This window comes from Campylobacter sp. RM16192, assembly GCF_004803855.2.
In the GTDB taxonomy this organism is placed as follows: Bacteria; Campylobacterota; Campylobacteria; order Campylobacterales; family Campylobacteraceae; genus Campylobacter_A.
The window spans coordinates 610,180-626,040 of sequence record NZ_CP012552.1 but is presented as its reverse complement, the minus strand read 5'-3'; the positions used below and the strand labels follow the sequence as shown (position 1 = coordinate 626,040).

Genomic DNA, 15,861 nt, shown 5'->3' with positions numbered 1-15,861 from the left:
TAAATTTAAAAACCACTTGCGATCACGAAACTTGCGATAAATTCAAGTAATGAGTCTATCATAAATATAGCTCCTATAGTAGTTATCGCAGCAAACCCTACAATAGCTTTAAGCGCGCCAGATGTATTTGCGATATATAGGTTTTTATCGCTTACAATAGGCTCTTTTAAAAACATCACGACAACCAGCTTTAAATAGTAATATATCGCTATAGCGCTATTTAAAGCCATTATAACAGCCAAAACTACATGATCTCCTGCAATAGCTGAAGAAATCAGATACATCTTGCCCCAAAATACGCTAAAGGGCGGAATTCCGGCTAAAGCAACCATAAAAATCGCCATTATCACCGCATAGTTTGGAAGTGTTTTAATAAGTCCTGCAAATTTCTCGTAAGGATGTTTAAACCTTTTATCCCAGCAGACCGTATCATCGCATCTTGCAACCCAAAGCATAGAAAATGCACCCAAATTTGCAAACAAAAACATAATCCAATAGAAAAATAAAGATACATTTGCTTGAGAAGTTCCTATGACTATGGCACAAAGCACAAATCCGGCATGCGCAATAGAGCTAAACGCAAGCATCCTCTTAACATCTCTTTGAACTAAAGCCATAATATTAGCAAGAGTCATTGTCAAAATGGCAGAAATATATAGCATATAATGCACCCAATATATATCCGAATGAGCAAGCGCCTCAAATAGCCTTAAAGCCACTATAAATCCAGCCACTTTTGGCACTACAGACATATATCCAGCCAAAGGCGAATTGGCACCCTCATAGACATCCGGAACCCATGTATGAAAAGGTATTAAAGAGAGTTTAAATCCAATAGCGCCAAACATAAATACACATCCAAGAGTTGCTATCATACTGCTTTGTAATCCGGACTGCTTTATCGCATCGGCTATTAAATTTATCTCGACACTTCCTGTTGCCATATAAAACATAGCAGCGCCAAATACAAAAAATCCGGAACCAAGCGCCCCCATAGTAAAGTACTTTATCGCAGCCTCTATTGACTTTATTTTATTGTGAAGCGCAATTAGCGTATAAAGCGCCAAAGAAGATGTTTCAAGTCCTATAAATATCAAAATAAGATTATTGCTGCTAACCATAAATTCAAATCCAGCTATCATAAATAAAAATAGCGCATAAAATTCACTTATCTCATATTCAAAAAATCTCTTCGTACTAAGCGAAAGCGGGATAAATAAAGATGAAGCTATCAGAATAATAATCTGAGACAAAACGGATATGCCATCAACTAATAACAGATCAAAAAAACCTTTTGATAGTATATTATGATCTATTACTATTCCGAGGTTTAGCATAATGGCTATCAGACAAAGCACTGTATAAAAGGTCTTTGATAGATCTTTTTTAAATGTGCTTATACATAAAATTAAAAGAGCAAAAAAGATCAAAGAGAGCATTGAGGCGACTGAGGATATATTTAGCCCTGCTAGGCTTATGAATGCCAGCTCATTCATTGTCCGCCTCCTATTCTATTGGAATTTGCAATAAACTCTTTAGTCTCACTTTTTAAGGATTTATTATACATCTTGACCATCATTTGATTTACGCTCATATCTATAGGCTTTAACATAATATTTGGACTAACCCCAAGATAGATAACAAGCAGACAAAGAGGTACAAGGGTGACAAGCTCTCTTAAATTTAGATCATTTAGCTTTAAATTTTCTTCTTTGTCGCATACTCCGTAAAAAACCTTTCTAAAGAGATTTAGCATATATATTGCACCGACTATTATGCCTATGCCGCCTAAGAGAGCGTATATGAAATTTGCTTTAAAAATTCCAACTAGACTTAGAAATTCGCCCACAAATCCTATTGTAAGTGGAAGCCCTATGCTGCCAAGCATAACTACACAAAAAATCAAAGCATATCTTGGCATAACATTAGCAAGCCCTCCAAATTCTGCTATCATCTTAGTATGCCTTCGCTCGTATATCACGCCAACTAGCAAAAACAAAGCTCCACTGACTATACCGTGGCTAATCATCATAAATATAGCTCCACCAATACCCTCTATGTTCATAGCAAAAATTCCAAGCACTATAATACCCATATGTGAAATAGAGCTATAGGCTATAACCTGCTTCATATCGTCTTGAACATAAGCTATTAAGGCTGTATAGATAACCATAACAATGGCCAAAATTGCTACTATATTAAATAGCTCAACACTAGCGTCCGGAAACATAGGAAGAGAAAACCTTACAAAGCCGTAAGTTCCCATCTTAAGCAAGACCGCAGCAAGTAAAACTGAACCTATGGTAGGAGCTTGACCGTGAGCGTAAGGAAGCCAGGTATGAAACGGAAACATAGGAGTTTTTACCGCAAAGGCAATAAAAAATGCTAAAAATAGCCAAATTTGAGTATTTAAAGGAAGTTTTAAATTTTGCCAATCAACTATAGAAAAGCTCCAAAATCCATTTGTCCTATAGTGCAGATATGCCATCGCCAAAATCGCTACAAGCATAAAAACAGAGCCAAAAAAGGTATATATGAAAAATTTAACCGCGGCATAAATTCTATTTCCGCTTCCCCAAGCGCCTATTATATATAACATAGGAAGCAGGCTAAGCTCCCAAAATATATAGAATAAAACCGCGTCAAGGGCCAAAAAGACTCCCATCATAGTCATCTCTAAAAATAGAATCGATATGACAAGGTGCTTTAAATTTCCCTTTAAATTTAAAGATATAAGCCCGATAAAAGTCGTAAATGAGCTTAAAATAACTAAAAATAGAGAAATTCCATCAACACCTACAGTATAGTTTACATTTAAAAACCCAACCAAAGAGAGATGATTTATAAGGCTAAATTCCTCAATGCTTCCACTAAAGCTAAACCACATAAAAAGAGTCAACAAAAACTCTATAAAGGCTATACAAACCCCATAAACCTTAATGCTCTTCTCGTCTATCAAAAAGCCAAGCATTGCAGCAAAAGCCGGAAAAAATATTATCAAACTAAGCATTTATGGCCTTTGTAAACAAAAATGCAAGGGTTAGCAAGATGGCAAATCCAAGCACCATCAATCTAAGCATGACACTTAGATCTCCGCTTTGCATATTGTCTGAAAATTTAGCAAAAGAGTGGATCGTTTTTGCGATAAAATCGACACTTCTATCTATTATGGCTTCATCAAAATTCCTACATATTTTTGCTACCGCCTTATACCCTCTTATAAAAATTCTCTCATAAATTTGAGGTATATAGTATTGTTGCTCTAAAATTTTATAAACCCAAAGCCCTCTAATTTCCTCTTTAAAAATTCCTCTTTTATAGGCAAATATAGCAAAGGCTGTTGAAGCAAATACTATTAAAAGAGTAAAAATCACCATTAAATTTCTAGTACTATCTTTAATATCAAATACATAATCTGGTAAAACTATGGTTGAAATAATCTCGAATTTATGTTCCAAAAAGCCCACCACAAAAGACATTATCACAAGAGGCGCAAGAGAGATTATGCCAGATCTACTTGCCTCATGCGGATGATGCTCAAATTTGCTATCCGTAAAAAACACAAGCATTATTAGTCTAAAGCTATAAAATGCCGTCATAGCAGCTCCTGCTAAAAGCATAGCGTATATGATAAAACTGCCTTCGTTAAATGCCACTTCTAAAATTTTATCCTTAGAGAAAAATCCTGCAAATGGATAAAATCCAGCCAATGCAACAGAGCCAATAACCATAAATATAGCGGTTATCTTCATAAATTTATAAAGTCCGCCCATCTTTTTGATATCAAGCTCATCATTCATCGCGTGCATTACGTTACCGGCGCATAAAAACAATAACGACTTAAAAAAAGCGTGAGTGGTAAGGTGAAATAGCGCTATCCAGTAAGCTCCAAGCCCTGCGGCTACAAACATATAACCAAGCTGAGATAGCGTAGAATAAGCTATTATCTTTTTTAGATCTCTATTTACAAGGGCCATCGATGCCGCAAATATCGCTACAAAAGCTCCAAGATAGGCTATAAAGCTACTAATCTCTGGAGTTATAGCAAAAATTTCATTGGCTCTAATGACAAGATAAACTCCGGCTGTTACCATCGTAGCGGCATGGATTAGAGCCGATACCGGAGTTGGTCCCTCCATAGCATCTGCAAGCCAGGTATGAAATGGAAATTGAGCACTCTTGCCCATCGCACCCACAAATAAACAAGCCGCAATTAGTATTATCAGATAAGAATCGGTACTTGAGACCATATTAAAAACCTCATCATATCTTATGCTTCCAAACTCTTGATATATCAGAAATATTCCTATTAGCATAGCCAGATCCGCTACCCTATTCATTATAAAGGCTTCATTTGCCGCCCAGCTTGCACTCTGCTTTTTATACCAAAAGCCAATTAGCAACCAAGAGCATAATCCTACGCACTCCCAGCCTATAAACAGTCCGATAAAATTATCGCTCATTACAAGTATTAGCATAGAGAAGACAAACAGCCCAAGATAGCTAAAAAATCTATTAAATCCGGCATCATTATGCATATAGCTTATAGAATATATATGCACTACACTTGCTACTATACCAACAACAGACATCATTATGACGCTTACTTCATCTATAATAAAGCTAAATTCGCTCTCGAATCCACCCGCTACGATAAAATCCTTAAGATAAATCTCAATCTCTCCGCCAACTATTACCAAATTTAAAAATATCAACGAAGATACCGTGCTTAAAGTTATAAGAGCAGAGCATATTACTCCCACAAAATTCATCTGTCTTGAGTGTGAAAAGACACCGGCAAATATTGCGGATACAAGCGGTAAAAATAGCGAAGCTAGAAATAAAACAGCTTGATTCACGACTCTCTCCTCATGCTCTTCATGCTTGAAATCTCTATAGAACCTGTCTTTTTATACCAAAGCACTAAGAGTCCAAGCCCTACCGCTACCTCGCTAGCGGCAACAGCTATAATAAAAAAGGCAAAAATTTGCCCTGTCATATCTCCGCTAAATTTAGATATCGCAGCCAAAGCTACATTTGCTGAGTTTAATAAAATTTCAGTAGAAAAAAATAGCATTATTAGGTTAGTTCTTTTTATGATGCCAAAAATACCGAGTCCAAACATAATCGCCGAAACTATCAAATAGTGACTAAGCGTTATCATCGCTATCTCCCATATCCATATCTTTGTGAGCGAGCACTATAGCGCTTACCATAGCAACAAGTAGCATTACAGCCGCCAATTCAAACACAATTAGATATTTTGTAAATAGCAAAATTCCTATCATCTCAACATTACCGACATTTTCTACGATAGGATATTGAGCGTTTAAATTTGATGAGACGATCGGAGCTGCAAATATAAGCACCAAAATAAGAGCAGATAATACGCTAAGAGTGTATATTAGCCTATTTGCTGCCTTGCTTCTATTTTCTACTACATCTTTGCTGACATCAAAAAACATCATCGAAAATGCATACAGAACCATTATTGCTCCAGTATAAACAATTATTTGTACAACTCCTAAAAATTCAGCCCCAAGCAAAAAGAAAAATCCGGAAATAAAGATCATTCCGCCAGCTAGTGCGCTCATAGCATAAAGAACATTTTTACTAAATACGCTTATACCAAAGCATGCTATAGAGGTAGCGGCGAAAAAATAAAAGGCTACTACTTCAAACATCTTTATTTTCCTTTGAAATTTCACTCTGTTTTTGTAGCTCACTAGAAATTTCATCTATATTTATATATGCATTTGGAGTTGCTTTGACAAATTTATCCGCATCCTCTCTTAAGCTACCATATCCAGGAAATTCCACCTGTTCACAAAGCTTATCTCTTGGAGTTAAAAGATCCTCTTTAAAGCCAAAATAAGCTCTTTGCTCGCTTGCGTTTTCATATTCGCTTCCATGCACTATGGCAATTTCCGGACAAACATCGGCGCAAAGCCCGCAATATACACACCGACCATAGTTTATAGAGTAGTTTACAACCCTCTTTCGTCCATTCTCATCAAGCTTAGTTTCCATAGCGATACAGTTACTGACACAAATTTTCTCACAGAGCCCGCATCCTATACATCGTTCGTTTTCACTCTCTACAAATTTCATAAGCTTATGCACGGCCCTATATCTAGGGCTAAGCTGCATCTTTTCAAGAGGATATAAAAGAGTATGCGACTTACCGTTAATCATCTCTTTTAGAACTATCCAAAGCCCCTTAAAAAGCTCAAGTTTAAAGGTTCGCCTTACTAGCCTTTTAAATTTATCAATATTAGAGATCGCTGCATCATCTGTTTTTATAAAAATATAATCTTTCATCTCACACCAACACTAAACCGGTTATCAGGATATTTAAGACAGCCAAAGGCATCAAAACCTTCCAACAAAGCCCCATAAGCTGATCAACTCTGACATGAGGCCATGCAGCCCTACTCCAAAGAAATAAGAAAAATATAAAACTAACCTTTAAAAGTATCATCAGTCCGCCAGGCAAAAACCAAACAGGATTAAATCCGCCTAAAAACACAAGACTTACTAAAAATGAAGCCGTTATCATATTAGCATACTCACCTATAAAAAACATAGCCCAGCGCATACCGGAATACTCTGTGCCATAGCCGGCGATTAGCTCCGTCTCATTCTCGGTCATACAAAACGGAGTTCTATTGGTCTCTACAAACGCCGATATCAAAAATAGTACAAAAGCTAGCGGCTGCTTAAAAATAAGCCAGCCTCCAAGACCTGTATTTTGGTAGTTGTTGATATCTATTAAAGACAAAGAGCCAACCATCATAATCACGCTTAAAAGAGAAAGTCCAGTTACCACTTCAAAGCTAATAAGCTGCATAGAAGCTCTTGCCGCGGCTATAAGCGCATATTTATTGTGGCTTGAAAGTCCAGCAAGAAGCGGGGATAGCACGCAAACCCCTCCAACTCCAAGCACATAAAGCACTCCGACGCCCACATCTGCTAAAATCGGCCTAATTGTGCGTCCAAAAAGTGTAAATTCCGGAAAAAACGGTACTACAGCAAGTGCTGCAAAGGCTCCAACAGCAGAAATAATAGGCGCTATCATAAAGATAGGCTTGTTTGCAAACTGAGGGATGATATCCTCTTTGGTAAAAAGCTTTATCATATCCGCAACAAGCTGTAAAATGCCTCCAGGACCTACCATACTTGGTCCTATTCTACGCTGCATATAGGCTAAAACCTTTCGCTCGGCATAAGTTCCAAGTCCAGCAAGAGTGGCAAAAACAGATATTACAATTAAAGATTTTACGATAGTTTCGACTATAAAAAACCCATCCATCTTATGCCCTCTCTATCTTTAAATTTGCGTATCTGCTGACAAAAAACGGCTCTATATCAATATGATCGTCAAAATCTCCAATATATGCAGCAACACCTTCTAAATCGCTATCCAGTTTTAGCCTAATAGCTAAAGTTAAATTTTCATTTTTTAAATTTACTATCTCGCTATCCTTAAAGCCGTTTTCGTCTAAAAATCCGCTTGATACATACAAGGCTCCAGCCTCATTAAGCTGCGAGGCTAGGTTTGTAAATTTTGAAAATTGATGAATAGGATTTGCTCTATAAATGTTAAATTCAACTTCTTCGCTCTTTAAATTTTTAATATCAAGCCTTGCTTCACTCTTTATTTTTTGAGATTTTAAAAGATATCCTCTTTTGCAGGCTCCCGAATTTTCATAAAAATTATCAAGCTCATCAAATTCCACACTCTCAAATTCAGCAATCTGACCAAGCTTTGGCGTATAGTCAATCGTCCATTTAGACCTGATTCCAAGCTCGTTTGCCAAATCGTTTAGAGTATAGCCTTCATATTTTAAGGCCGCATTTGTAGGTACAACTCGCTTATCATAATTGCTAAATGTCCCCTCCTGCTGGGTAAGTGCCGATGCATCTATATCTCCTTCAAATAGACTCATGCTAAAATCGGCCTTTTCGTTATAGCCAAAGCTAAATCCACTCTGTTCTTCTGATAGCCTACAAATTTTAGCAACCCCTAAAGAATTTGTTCTAGGCGGAATCAAAATCACCTTAAATTTAGTAAATTTGGCTATAAGACCTACAAGAGCTGCTAAAGCGGTGGCATTTTCGTGATAATAAAAATCTTCTCCGATAATTAGCGCAAAACTTTGCTTTTTATCGGTTAAAGACTTTGCCCTATCTTCATCAATTCCTAAATTTAGAGCAAATTTTGAAACCTCTACACTTATCTCCTGCTCTTTTTTCTCATTTATCTGCTTTTTAATAACCTCTTTAATCTCTTTTGTTTCGCCGTTTTCATAGGTAACTTTTTTAATCACCTCTTCTTCTATCTCTTTTGGCTCTAAGATTTCTACTATTTTTTTAGAAGTGATTAAATTTTCTCTCAAAAACCCATCAAGATCACTCTCTAAATTTTCTGCAAAATTTTGCAAAATCCAAAGCAGTATATCAGCTTCTAATCCCGCTTTATGGTGAATAAAAAGTAGATTTTTAGAGTAGTTTTTAATAACCCTATCTACTATAGGATGAAAATAGATTGCCGAGGATTTATTTATTTTAAGTGCGTTATTTAGAGCATAGCTTATATTGGGACTGTCATATCTTAAAAGAGTTCCTACACTTATAATAAAATCCGTTTTATTTAAGCTTTCTACATCGCCGTTATATAGGCTCTCGCCGCCAAACTTAGCAAATTCGTTTAAAAAGTCCTGATATTTTTTAGCCTCGCTATTTACTAAATTTAACCCGAATTTTCGCCTTAAATGCTCTAAAATTAAGGCCTCTTCATTTGTGATAAAGCTATTAAATTTTATATTTTTTACTTCACCGTTTTTAAATCTATCGGCTATCTCTTTAAATTTAATCTCGTCTTTTTTAGCATTTTCATTGGCAAAATCATATCCGTATCTAGCTGCCGTATTTAAAGTAGTAAATTGAAAGTCGTTACTAACTCTATAAATTCTTTTTTTGCGATTTTCTATCCCACTCTCTTTGATGTCGTAATACATCAATTCACAATCGCTTGAATGCGGATTTGAAGCAGGTATCCTGGTTAATTCCCATGTGTTTGAGCTGTATTGAAACTCACTTCCCACAAGAGCTCCGACAGGACATACACTAGTACACTCACCGCAAAACGAGCAGTCTAAATTTGCCGCCACACTAGGCGCTATAAGGCTCTTTTGGAATTTGTTCCAAACAGCAAAAGCATCTTTTGGCATACTGTCTTTTAACTCCTTGGCAGGTTGATCGCCACCTCTTGGAGTGGTTTTTAGCGCACTTTCGCCAATCTTATCAGAACATACGGTAACACACCTCTCGCAAACTATGCAAAGAGATGGATCGTAGTTTATCTTACCCCAATTTTTATGAGGTTTATGAGTATCTTTGATGGCGTATTTTTGACTGTTTACTCCCATGAGCGTAGTAAAATTTTGTAACTCGCATTCTCCGCTTTGATCGCATACTCCACACTCAAGAGGGTGATTTATACAATAAGTTTGCATAATAGCATTACGCTCTACGCTAATTTCATCGGTATTTGTAACTACATTCATACCCTCTTTGACTTTCGTATTGCAGGCATATACTCTCTTTCCATCAGCCTCCACCATACATAATCTGCAGGCTAAAGTCGCCGAACATCCGGTAAGATAGCAGATTGCAGGGATAAATATCCCGTTTTTTCTTGCGGTGCCAAGTATATACTCACCTTCATATGCTTTGCATTCTATGCCGTCTATAAAGAGGGTGATTTGCTCACTCATATTATAATCTCATCCTAAATTGCTAATTTTTGCTACTTTGAAGTTGTAGCCATTAATTTGACTATGTTTAAATATTGCCACAGTTCCTTTCATAGAACTATTTAGTCTAAATTTTCTCTCTATATCAAGTCCATTGGCCTTTATTTTAACCTCATCTCCATCTTTTATTTTGGCCGCAATAGCAAAGCTAGAAGATCCTACAAGCTCACGGCTATCTCCGACAAGCCCGAAGACAACGCTTCCATCAAAGCTCTCAAGTTCCTTTAACTCATCTAAATTTCCGTAAGTCTTAATTTCTTTAATCTTACTATCCGCGACAATAGTATTTAAATTTAGCAAATTTAAACATTCAAATATCATCTTGGAGTCTGGATGTGAGAAGAAAGTGCTGTCTATTATCATATTTTCGCAATCCTTCATAAAAATAGCCAGATCCTCAAACTCCTCTTCTCCGATATTGCACTCTCCGCTTAAAAAGCCTTCATCAAGCTCATCAAAATACTCTTTGACGTCGCTTTCAAATTTTGAAAAATCAAGGCAGTATTTGCAAAGAAGAGCCAAAACATAGCTAATAGATCCTATTTCGCAACGAATTAGATTTTCACTACCCAAAACTTCATCTTCAAAGCAAGAGATATATACAAAATCTTGATTTTTTAGCTCATTTGCCAAGGTCAAATTTTGCAAACTCAGCAAACTAGCAAGACTTAATGTTTTTGCGCCTTTAAACTCTTTAAATTTCATATCTGCCCTTTAATTTTCTTAACGACTATGGTCCAATCCACCTGATTAAATTTAAGCGAATTCATAAGCTCACAGCCCTCTTCTCGTATCAAATTTACGCTTTTTTCGATATTGTCAAACTCTACAGGCTCAAAGAGAAATATACAGACCTCACCGTCATTTAATCTCTTAGCCTGATTGCTTAACTCGCTTAAAAATTCACCCCTTAAATGTCTTAAATCAACTCTTTTCATCTATCGATTTCACCTAAAATTATATTGCTACTTCCTATTATAGTAACCACGTCAGCCACATATTGACCCACTAAAAGCTCTTCGTAAAGCGCACAGTGAAAAAAACTTGGAGCACGAATTTTCAAGCGATATGGACTACTCTCTGCAGTAGAGTAAATATAAAATCCAAGCTCTCCCTTTGGCGACTCGGTAGGATGATAAATCTCTCCGCGCTTTGCCTTAAGCCCTTGAGTAACCAGCACAAAATGCTGCATCAAAGAGTAGTTTTGTGTCATTATCTGCTCTTTGCTGGCACTTACAAATTGAGGCGAATTAGCTAAAATTTCAGGTCCTGAAGTGCTATAAAGCTTCTCGCATTGAAGCAGTATTTTTACACTCTGCCTCATCTCCTCCATATAAAGCTTATATCTTGCATAACAATCACCGGTATTTGAGTATGGCACTTCAAAATCAATCTCGTTATATACCAAATACGGCTCAGCCTTTCTAATATCAAATTCTACACCGCTAGCTCTTAGCATAACTCCTGAACATCCCCAGCTAAGAGCCTTTTCACGGCTTAAAACACCAACTCCCTCAAGTCTCATACGCCAAATTCTATTCTCGCTTAAAAGTCCCTCATAAGTGGCTATATCGCTTGGAAATTTATTACAAAACGCCAGCAGTTCCTCAGTCCAGCCGCTAGGTAGATCAAGAAATACTCCGCCTATCTTAATGCTTGAGTGCGTAAGTCTGGCGCCACAATATTTTTCAATCAAATCTAAAATATATTCACGCTCTCTAAAGGCGTATAAAAATACGGTCATTGCGCCTACATCAAGTGCGTGGGTGGCTAAAAATAAAAGATGCGAGCTTATACGGTTTAACTCCAAAAGCATAGTTCTTATTATCTGAGCTCTTCTTGGAACCTCGATATCACAAAGCTTCTCAACCGCCGCGCACAAGGCATAGTTATTAGCACTTGAAGCTATATAATCAATTCTATCAGTTACCGGCAAAAACTCTTGAAAGGTCATATTTTCAGCCATCTTTTCAACGCCTCTATGCATGAAGCCAATCTCAGGCATAGCGCGCACAACCTTTTCACCGTCAAGCTCAAGCACTAGCTTTAGTTGCCCGTGCGCAGAAGGGTGCTGAGGGCCGAAATTTAGTATCATTTTTCCATTGTTTTCTTCGAATTCTATATTTTCAAAAAACGGTCTAAGTTTGCTAGGATTTTGCATTCTAAGGTCTTTTTTCTAAAATTTTACTTTTATTGCGTTTTACGCGCTTAACAAAGGCTACGCCACCATCTTCTTGATACTCTTGTAAAATTTTCTCGTCTCTTGGCTCAGCTCCACGCTCAACCTCGTGATAAATTCGCCCAAAGTTAAAAGTATCTTTGCTGTCTATTTTGGCACTATCTCTATTCTCAGGACCTATTATCTCGCGATATTCACGACCGAAAATTTTATCAACCTCATACCATCTGGCATGCTCATCTCCATGCAACGGATAGCTCTTTAAAAGAGGGTGCGAATGCCAATCATCAGGCATTATAAGACGTTTTAAATTAGGATGGTTTTGTATAAAAATTCCAAACATATCATACATCTCTCGCTCCGACCAATTGGCACTTTTATAAATTTCAACCACACTTTTAAGCATCTCGCCCTTTTTTACAAAGCACTTTACTCGAGCTCTCTTTTTGTTTGATATCGATAAGAGCTGATAAAAAACCTCAAATCCACCCTTTTTAGATACAAAATCAACAGCCGAAATTTCAGATAAAACCTCGTATCCAAGAGATTTAAATATCCTAAGGGCTTTTAAATTTTCACTACTTTTTACATAGACTACAAATTGACCAAGTTCTATATATGAGTCTAAAATTTCTAAATTTTCAGAGTTTAAAGCCTCTAAATCCTCATTAAATTCACTCTCTTGCGCATTAAATTTCTTAGTTTGCTCGGCAACATAAAATGAATCCTTGTAGTAGTGCTTTTTCTGAGCATTCTTTCTATCTTGATACTCTCTCATCATACTAACCTTTTTGGAGCTTGAGCTCTAAACGAACTCTCTTTGCGAATCTTTTTTTGAAGTATCATTAACGCATATTGAAGAGTTTCTGGCCTAGGCGCACATCCTGGCAGATATATATCAACTGGAATTATACGGTCCACTCCTTGCACAGTTGAATAGGTATTAAACATGCCTCCTGTATTTGCGCAGCTTCCCATCGATATGACCCATTTTGGCTCAGCCATCTGATCGTATAGCCTACGTGTAAATTCGGCATGCTTTTTAGTAAGAGTTCCGGCTATTATCATTACCTCAGAGTGTCTAGGAGAGGCTCTAAAAATCGTTCCAAACCTATCAAAGTCATATCTACTGGCTCCACTTGCCATCATCTCTATCGCACAACACGCAAGCCCATAGCTAAGTGCCCAAAGCGAGTTGCTCCTACCCCATTGTACAAGCTTATCAACCGTAGTAAGCACTACCGGCAAACCGCCATTTTGTGCATAATTTATCTGATGTCTTGCCACGTAAACGCTCCTTTGCCCCACGCATAGATAAATCCTATCGATAAAAGTATGATGAAAAATGCCATCTCAATAAATCCAAATAATCCTAAAATTTTAAAATCCACAGCCCAAGGAAACATAAATATAACCTCAACATCGAAAAGCACAAACAAGATAGCGTATAAAAAGTAGTGAATATTTATCCTGTTTGGCTGCTTGACAACCTCTGGTCCGCACTCATAAATAGATAGTTTTAGACGCTCCGAGTTTTTATTTGCCATTCTGCTACCTATTTTGCTTGATAAAAACACAATTAAGCTAAATACTATAATTGACAAAATAAGTATTACAAAAGCACCAAAATACGAGCTTGCGAATTCAAAATGAGACATCTAATGCCTTTTAAAATTTGTATTAATATAGATTTTATAGAAATTTGTTTTAATAGGCGTTTAAATGTAGATGTTAAAAGCGGTAAGTAAGCTAGCTAGTATAAAATATCTATTTCTCAAGACTAAATTTCACTGCAGCCTTAGCAAGCTCAAGAGTCGCATCAACAAATTTATCTTTTTTCTTTGCATAAGGCAAAAACAGCGGTATTTCGGTACAAGCAGCTATATAAACATCGGCTTGAATTTGATCTATAGTGTCATTAAAAAGCTCGACATACTCTTTTAGCTTATTTGCTTTCGCGCCTTTATAGATACAATCCATTATATTTTCAAGTAAATTTTCTGGGATTTGCACACACTCAAAGCCGTTTTCTACAAGCTTGTTCTCGTAAATTTTAGCCTTTGTAGTTCCTGTTGTCGCTATAACGGCTATTTTTTTAGCATTTGGATACTCTTTTTTAATCGCATCTACGGCAATGCCTGCTATATGAAGTAGATTAATCCCCGTATCTTCTACAAGCCTATCTGCAAAATAGTGAGCCGTATTGCACGCCATGCAAACCGCTTCACATCCTGCGTTTTTAAGCCTTAAAGCAGCCTCTTTCATAAAAGGAAACGGATCTTGCCCACCGTGAAGTATATAGGCGGTTCTATCAGGAATTTGTGGATAATTATCGATGATTATAGGTATATTGTCTTGATCTTTTTTAGCATCTGTAAGTTCAACCATTTTAGCGTATAAATCTATTGTAGCAAGTGGTCCCATTCCGCCTAAAATTCCAACTCTTTTCATCTTATTATCCTTTTAAAATTTAAAAAAGCCAAGAGAGTGTCTCTTGGCTAAATTTATTTTGTTCTTATAGAAGAACAGGAGCTATTAAAAATCCTAGTGCAACAGAGATCGCAACCATGATTGTACCAGGAATAAAGAATGAATGGTTAAATACAAATTTACCAACTTTTGTAGTTCCTGTATCATCCATCGCGATAGCACCTAGTGTTGTAGGATATGTAGGTAGAACGAATAGTCCTGAAACGGCTGCAAATGAAGCAACTAGAATCCAAACGTTTTGTGAATTTTCAGGGCTTGTCATACCAAGAGCAACTGCAATAGCAGGCATCATAACACGAGTTGTAGCAGCTTGAGAGTATAGCAAGGAACTTAGGAAGTAAAGCGCCACAGCCAAAATAAATGGATACTGAGTAACCACGTTTTTAGCTACATCTTTAATGCCTTCAAGGTGACCGTTAACAAATGTTGTTCCAAGCCATGCGATACCGATAACGCAGATGATTGCGTTCATACCGCTTTGGAATGTGCTTGTTGAAAGTAGTTTACCTGTATCAACCTTGCAAAGTACAACAATCATAAAGCCTATTGTTAGCATAAAGCTGATAATTGCGTTATCTCTTGTTAGGATTGGGTTTTGAATCAGTCCTAAACTTTTTGAAATAAGCAATGCATAAGCAACAACTATTAAAACGCCTATACCAAATATTGCAACAGATTTCTTCGCATATGGTTTAAGCTCTTTATACTCAGCATCTTTAACCTCTTCTACTAGACCTTTTGCAAGTCTCTCTTGGTAGATTGGGTCTTTTGAAAGATCTAAATCGTAAAATTTATTTACAAAAAACGCAGTTGCAAGCATAGCAACAAATGTTGTAGAGACGCATATAAATAGTAGCATCGGATAGCTAACACCAAGTGGCTCGACAACACCTGTCATAGCAACGAAAGCAGCTGAAATCGGGCTGGCAGTAATCGCAACCTGAGATGAAACAACAGAAAGTGCAAGAGGTGCTGAGGGCTTAATGTTTTGTCCTTTGGCAACCTCTGTAATAACAGGAAGCATTGAAAAAGCTGTGTGACCTGTTCCTGCAAACATTGTTAGCATATAAGTAACAGTAGGGGCCAAGTAGTTGATTTGTTTTGGATTTTTGCGTAAAATTTTAGATGCAACCTGAACAAGATAGTCAAGACCACCGGCAACTTGCATAGCTGTAATAGCAGATATAACAGAAGCGATGATAAGGACAACATCAATAGGAATACCTTTCATCTCCACCTTCATACCAAGTATCGCTAAAACAACGACACCAAGACCACCTGCGTAGCCAACAGCCATACCACCTAGCTTAACACCTAGGTAGATACCTCCGAATAGGACTATAATCTGCAAAATCAGCATTATATCCATAAAAA

Annotated in this window: 16 protein-coding genes; all 16 read right to left on the bottom strand. The window is 37.0% G+C overall.

Annotated elements, in window-relative coordinates; all coding sequences use genetic code 11:
• Positions 1-5 precede the first annotated feature (5 nt).
• A complete protein-coding gene (gene nuoN, locus CDOMC_RS03270; protein WP_172127882.1) occupies positions 6-1,496 on the bottom strand; it encodes an NADH-quinone oxidoreductase subunit NuoN in 1,491 nt (496 codons plus the stop codon).
• Positions 1,493-3,010, bottom strand: coding sequence for an NADH-quinone oxidoreductase subunit M (locus CDOMC_RS03265; RefSeq protein WP_172127880.1), 1,518 nt, complete (start codon positions 3,008-3,010; stop codon positions 1,493-1,495). Before CDOMC_RS03265 ends, nuoN begins: the two co-directional genes overlap by 4 nt.
• A complete protein-coding gene (gene nuoL / locus CDOMC_RS03260; RefSeq protein WP_172127878.1) occupies positions 3,003-4,859 on the bottom strand; it encodes an NADH-quinone oxidoreductase subunit L in 1,857 nt (618 codons plus the stop codon). The genes CDOMC_RS03265 and nuoL overlap by 8 nt, the downstream gene beginning before the upstream one ends.
• Positions 4,856-5,164 (bottom strand): NADH-quinone oxidoreductase subunit NuoK, encoded by a 309-nt coding sequence (gene nuoK, locus CDOMC_RS03255; RefSeq protein ID WP_172127876.1) that lies wholly within the window; start codon positions 5,162-5,164, stop codon positions 4,856-4,858. The genes nuoL and nuoK overlap by 4 nt, the downstream gene beginning before the upstream one ends.
• Positions 5,151-5,684, bottom strand: a complete 534-nt coding sequence (locus CDOMC_RS03250) for an NADH-quinone oxidoreductase subunit J (protein WP_172127874.1) — start codon at positions 5,682-5,684, stop codon at positions 5,151-5,153. Before CDOMC_RS03250 ends, nuoK begins: the two co-directional genes overlap by 14 nt.
• Positions 5,677-6,321: an NADH-quinone oxidoreductase subunit NuoI gene (gene nuoI, locus CDOMC_RS03245; RefSeq protein WP_172127872.1), complete on the bottom strand. Its 645-nt coding sequence runs from the start codon at positions 6,319-6,321 to the stop codon at positions 5,677-5,679. Before nuoI ends, CDOMC_RS03250 begins: the two co-directional genes overlap by 8 nt.
• A 1-nt stretch (position 6,322) precedes the next feature.
• A complete protein-coding gene (gene nuoH, locus CDOMC_RS03240; RefSeq protein ID WP_172127870.1) occupies positions 6,323-7,312 on the bottom strand; it encodes an NADH-quinone oxidoreductase subunit NuoH in 990 nt (329 codons plus the stop codon).
• Between the two features lies 1 nt (position 7,313).
• The gene (locus CDOMC_RS03235) at positions 7,314-9,767 is read right to left on the bottom strand and encodes an NADH-quinone oxidoreductase subunit G (RefSeq protein ID WP_172129629.1); all 2,454 of its coding nucleotides are present in this window, start codon (positions 9,765-9,767) and stop codon (positions 7,314-7,316) included.
• A 21-nt stretch (positions 9,768-9,788) separates the two neighbouring features.
• Positions 9,789-10,523 carry a hypothetical protein gene (locus tag CDOMC_RS03230; RefSeq protein ID WP_172127868.1) on the bottom strand — a complete coding sequence of 245 codons (735 nt, stop codon included), beginning with the start codon at positions 10,521-10,523 and terminating at the stop codon, positions 9,789-9,791.
• Positions 10,520-10,756 carry an NADH-ubiquinone oxidoreductase subunit E family protein gene (locus tag CDOMC_RS03225; RefSeq protein ID WP_172127866.1) on the bottom strand — a complete coding sequence of 79 codons (237 nt, stop codon included), beginning with the start codon at positions 10,754-10,756 and terminating at the stop codon, positions 10,520-10,522. Before CDOMC_RS03225 ends, CDOMC_RS03230 begins: the two co-directional genes overlap by 4 nt.
• Complete coding sequence (nuoD, locus tag CDOMC_RS03220; RefSeq protein ID WP_172127864.1) at positions 10,753-11,979, bottom strand: NADH dehydrogenase (quinone) subunit D; 1,227 nt, start codon at positions 11,977-11,979, stop codon at positions 10,753-10,755. Before nuoD ends, CDOMC_RS03225 begins: the two co-directional genes overlap by 4 nt.
• 1 nt (position 11,980) lies before the next feature.
• Positions 11,981-12,775 carry an NADH-quinone oxidoreductase subunit C gene (locus CDOMC_RS03215; protein ID WP_172127862.1) on the bottom strand — a complete coding sequence of 265 codons (795 nt, stop codon included), beginning with the start codon at positions 12,773-12,775 and terminating at the stop codon, positions 11,981-11,983.
• Complete coding sequence (locus CDOMC_RS03210; protein ID WP_172127860.1) at positions 12,775-13,284, bottom strand: NuoB/complex I 20 kDa subunit family protein; 510 nt, start codon at positions 13,282-13,284, stop codon at positions 12,775-12,777. Before CDOMC_RS03210 ends, CDOMC_RS03215 begins: the two co-directional genes overlap by 1 nt.
• Positions 13,266-13,655 carry an NAD(P)H-quinone oxidoreductase subunit 3 gene (locus CDOMC_RS03205; RefSeq protein ID WP_172127858.1) on the bottom strand — a complete coding sequence of 130 codons (390 nt, stop codon included), beginning with the start codon at positions 13,653-13,655 and terminating at the stop codon, positions 13,266-13,268. Before CDOMC_RS03205 ends, CDOMC_RS03210 begins: the two co-directional genes overlap by 19 nt.
• A gap of 109 nt (positions 13,656-13,764) precedes the next feature.
• Positions 13,765-14,448 (bottom strand): aspartate/glutamate racemase family protein, encoded by a 684-nt coding sequence (locus CDOMC_RS03200; RefSeq protein ID WP_172127856.1) that lies wholly within the window; start codon positions 14,446-14,448, stop codon positions 13,765-13,767.
• A 64-nt stretch (positions 14,449-14,512) separates the two neighbouring features.
• Positions 14,513-15,856, bottom strand: a complete 1,344-nt coding sequence (locus CDOMC_RS03195; protein ID WP_170019148.1) for an anaerobic C4-dicarboxylate transporter — start codon at positions 15,854-15,856, stop codon at positions 14,513-14,515.
• Positions 15,857-15,861 lie beyond the last annotated feature (5 nt).

Excerpts from the sequence above, each read along its gene's own strand:
- CDOMC_RS03205 (WP_172127858.1), bottom strand. The coding sequence starts at position 13,655 with ATGTCTCATTTTGAATTCGCAAGCTCGTATTTTGGTGCTTTTGTAATA.
- CDOMC_RS03225 (WP_172127866.1), bottom strand. The coding sequence starts at position 10,756 with ATGAAAAGAGTTGATTTAAGACATTTAAGGGGTGAATTTTTAAGCGAG.
- CDOMC_RS03195 (WP_170019148.1), bottom strand. The coding sequence starts at position 15,856 with ATGGATATAATGCTGATTTTGCAGATTATAGTCCTATTCGGAGGTATC.
- CDOMC_RS03215 (WP_172127862.1), bottom strand. The coding sequence starts at position 12,775 with ATGAGAGAGTATCAAGATAGAAAGAATGCTCAGAAAAAGCACTACTAC.
- nuoD (WP_172127864.1), bottom strand. The coding sequence starts at position 11,979 with ATGCAAAATCCTAGCAAACTTAGACCGTTTTTTGAAAATATAGAATTC.
- CDOMC_RS03250 (WP_172127874.1), bottom strand. The coding sequence starts at position 5,684 with ATGTTTGAAGTAGTAGCCTTTTATTTTTTCGCCGCTACCTCTATAGCA.
- CDOMC_RS03200 (WP_172127856.1), bottom strand. The coding sequence starts at position 14,448 with ATGAAAAGAGTTGGAATTTTAGGCGGAATGGGACCACTTGCTACAATA.
- nuoH (WP_172127870.1), bottom strand. The coding sequence starts at position 7,312 with ATGGATGGGTTTTTTATAGTCGAAACTATCGTAAAATCTTTAATTGTA.
- CDOMC_RS03230 (WP_172127868.1), bottom strand. The coding sequence starts at position 10,523 with ATGAAATTTAAAGAGTTTAAAGGCGCAAAAACATTAAGTCTTGCTAGT.
- nuoN (WP_172127882.1), bottom strand. The coding sequence starts at position 1,496 with ATGAATGAGCTGGCATTCATAAGCCTAGCAGGGCTAAATATATCCTCA.
- nuoI (WP_172127872.1), bottom strand. The coding sequence starts at position 6,321 with ATGAAAGATTATATTTTTATAAAAACAGATGATGCAGCGATCTCTAAT.
- CDOMC_RS03265 (WP_172127880.1), bottom strand. The coding sequence starts at position 3,010 with ATGCTTAGTTTGATAATATTTTTTCCGGCTTTTGCTGCAATGCTTGGC.
- nuoK (WP_172127876.1), bottom strand. The coding sequence starts at position 5,164 with ATGATAACGCTTAGTCACTATTTGATAGTTTCGGCGATTATGTTTGGA.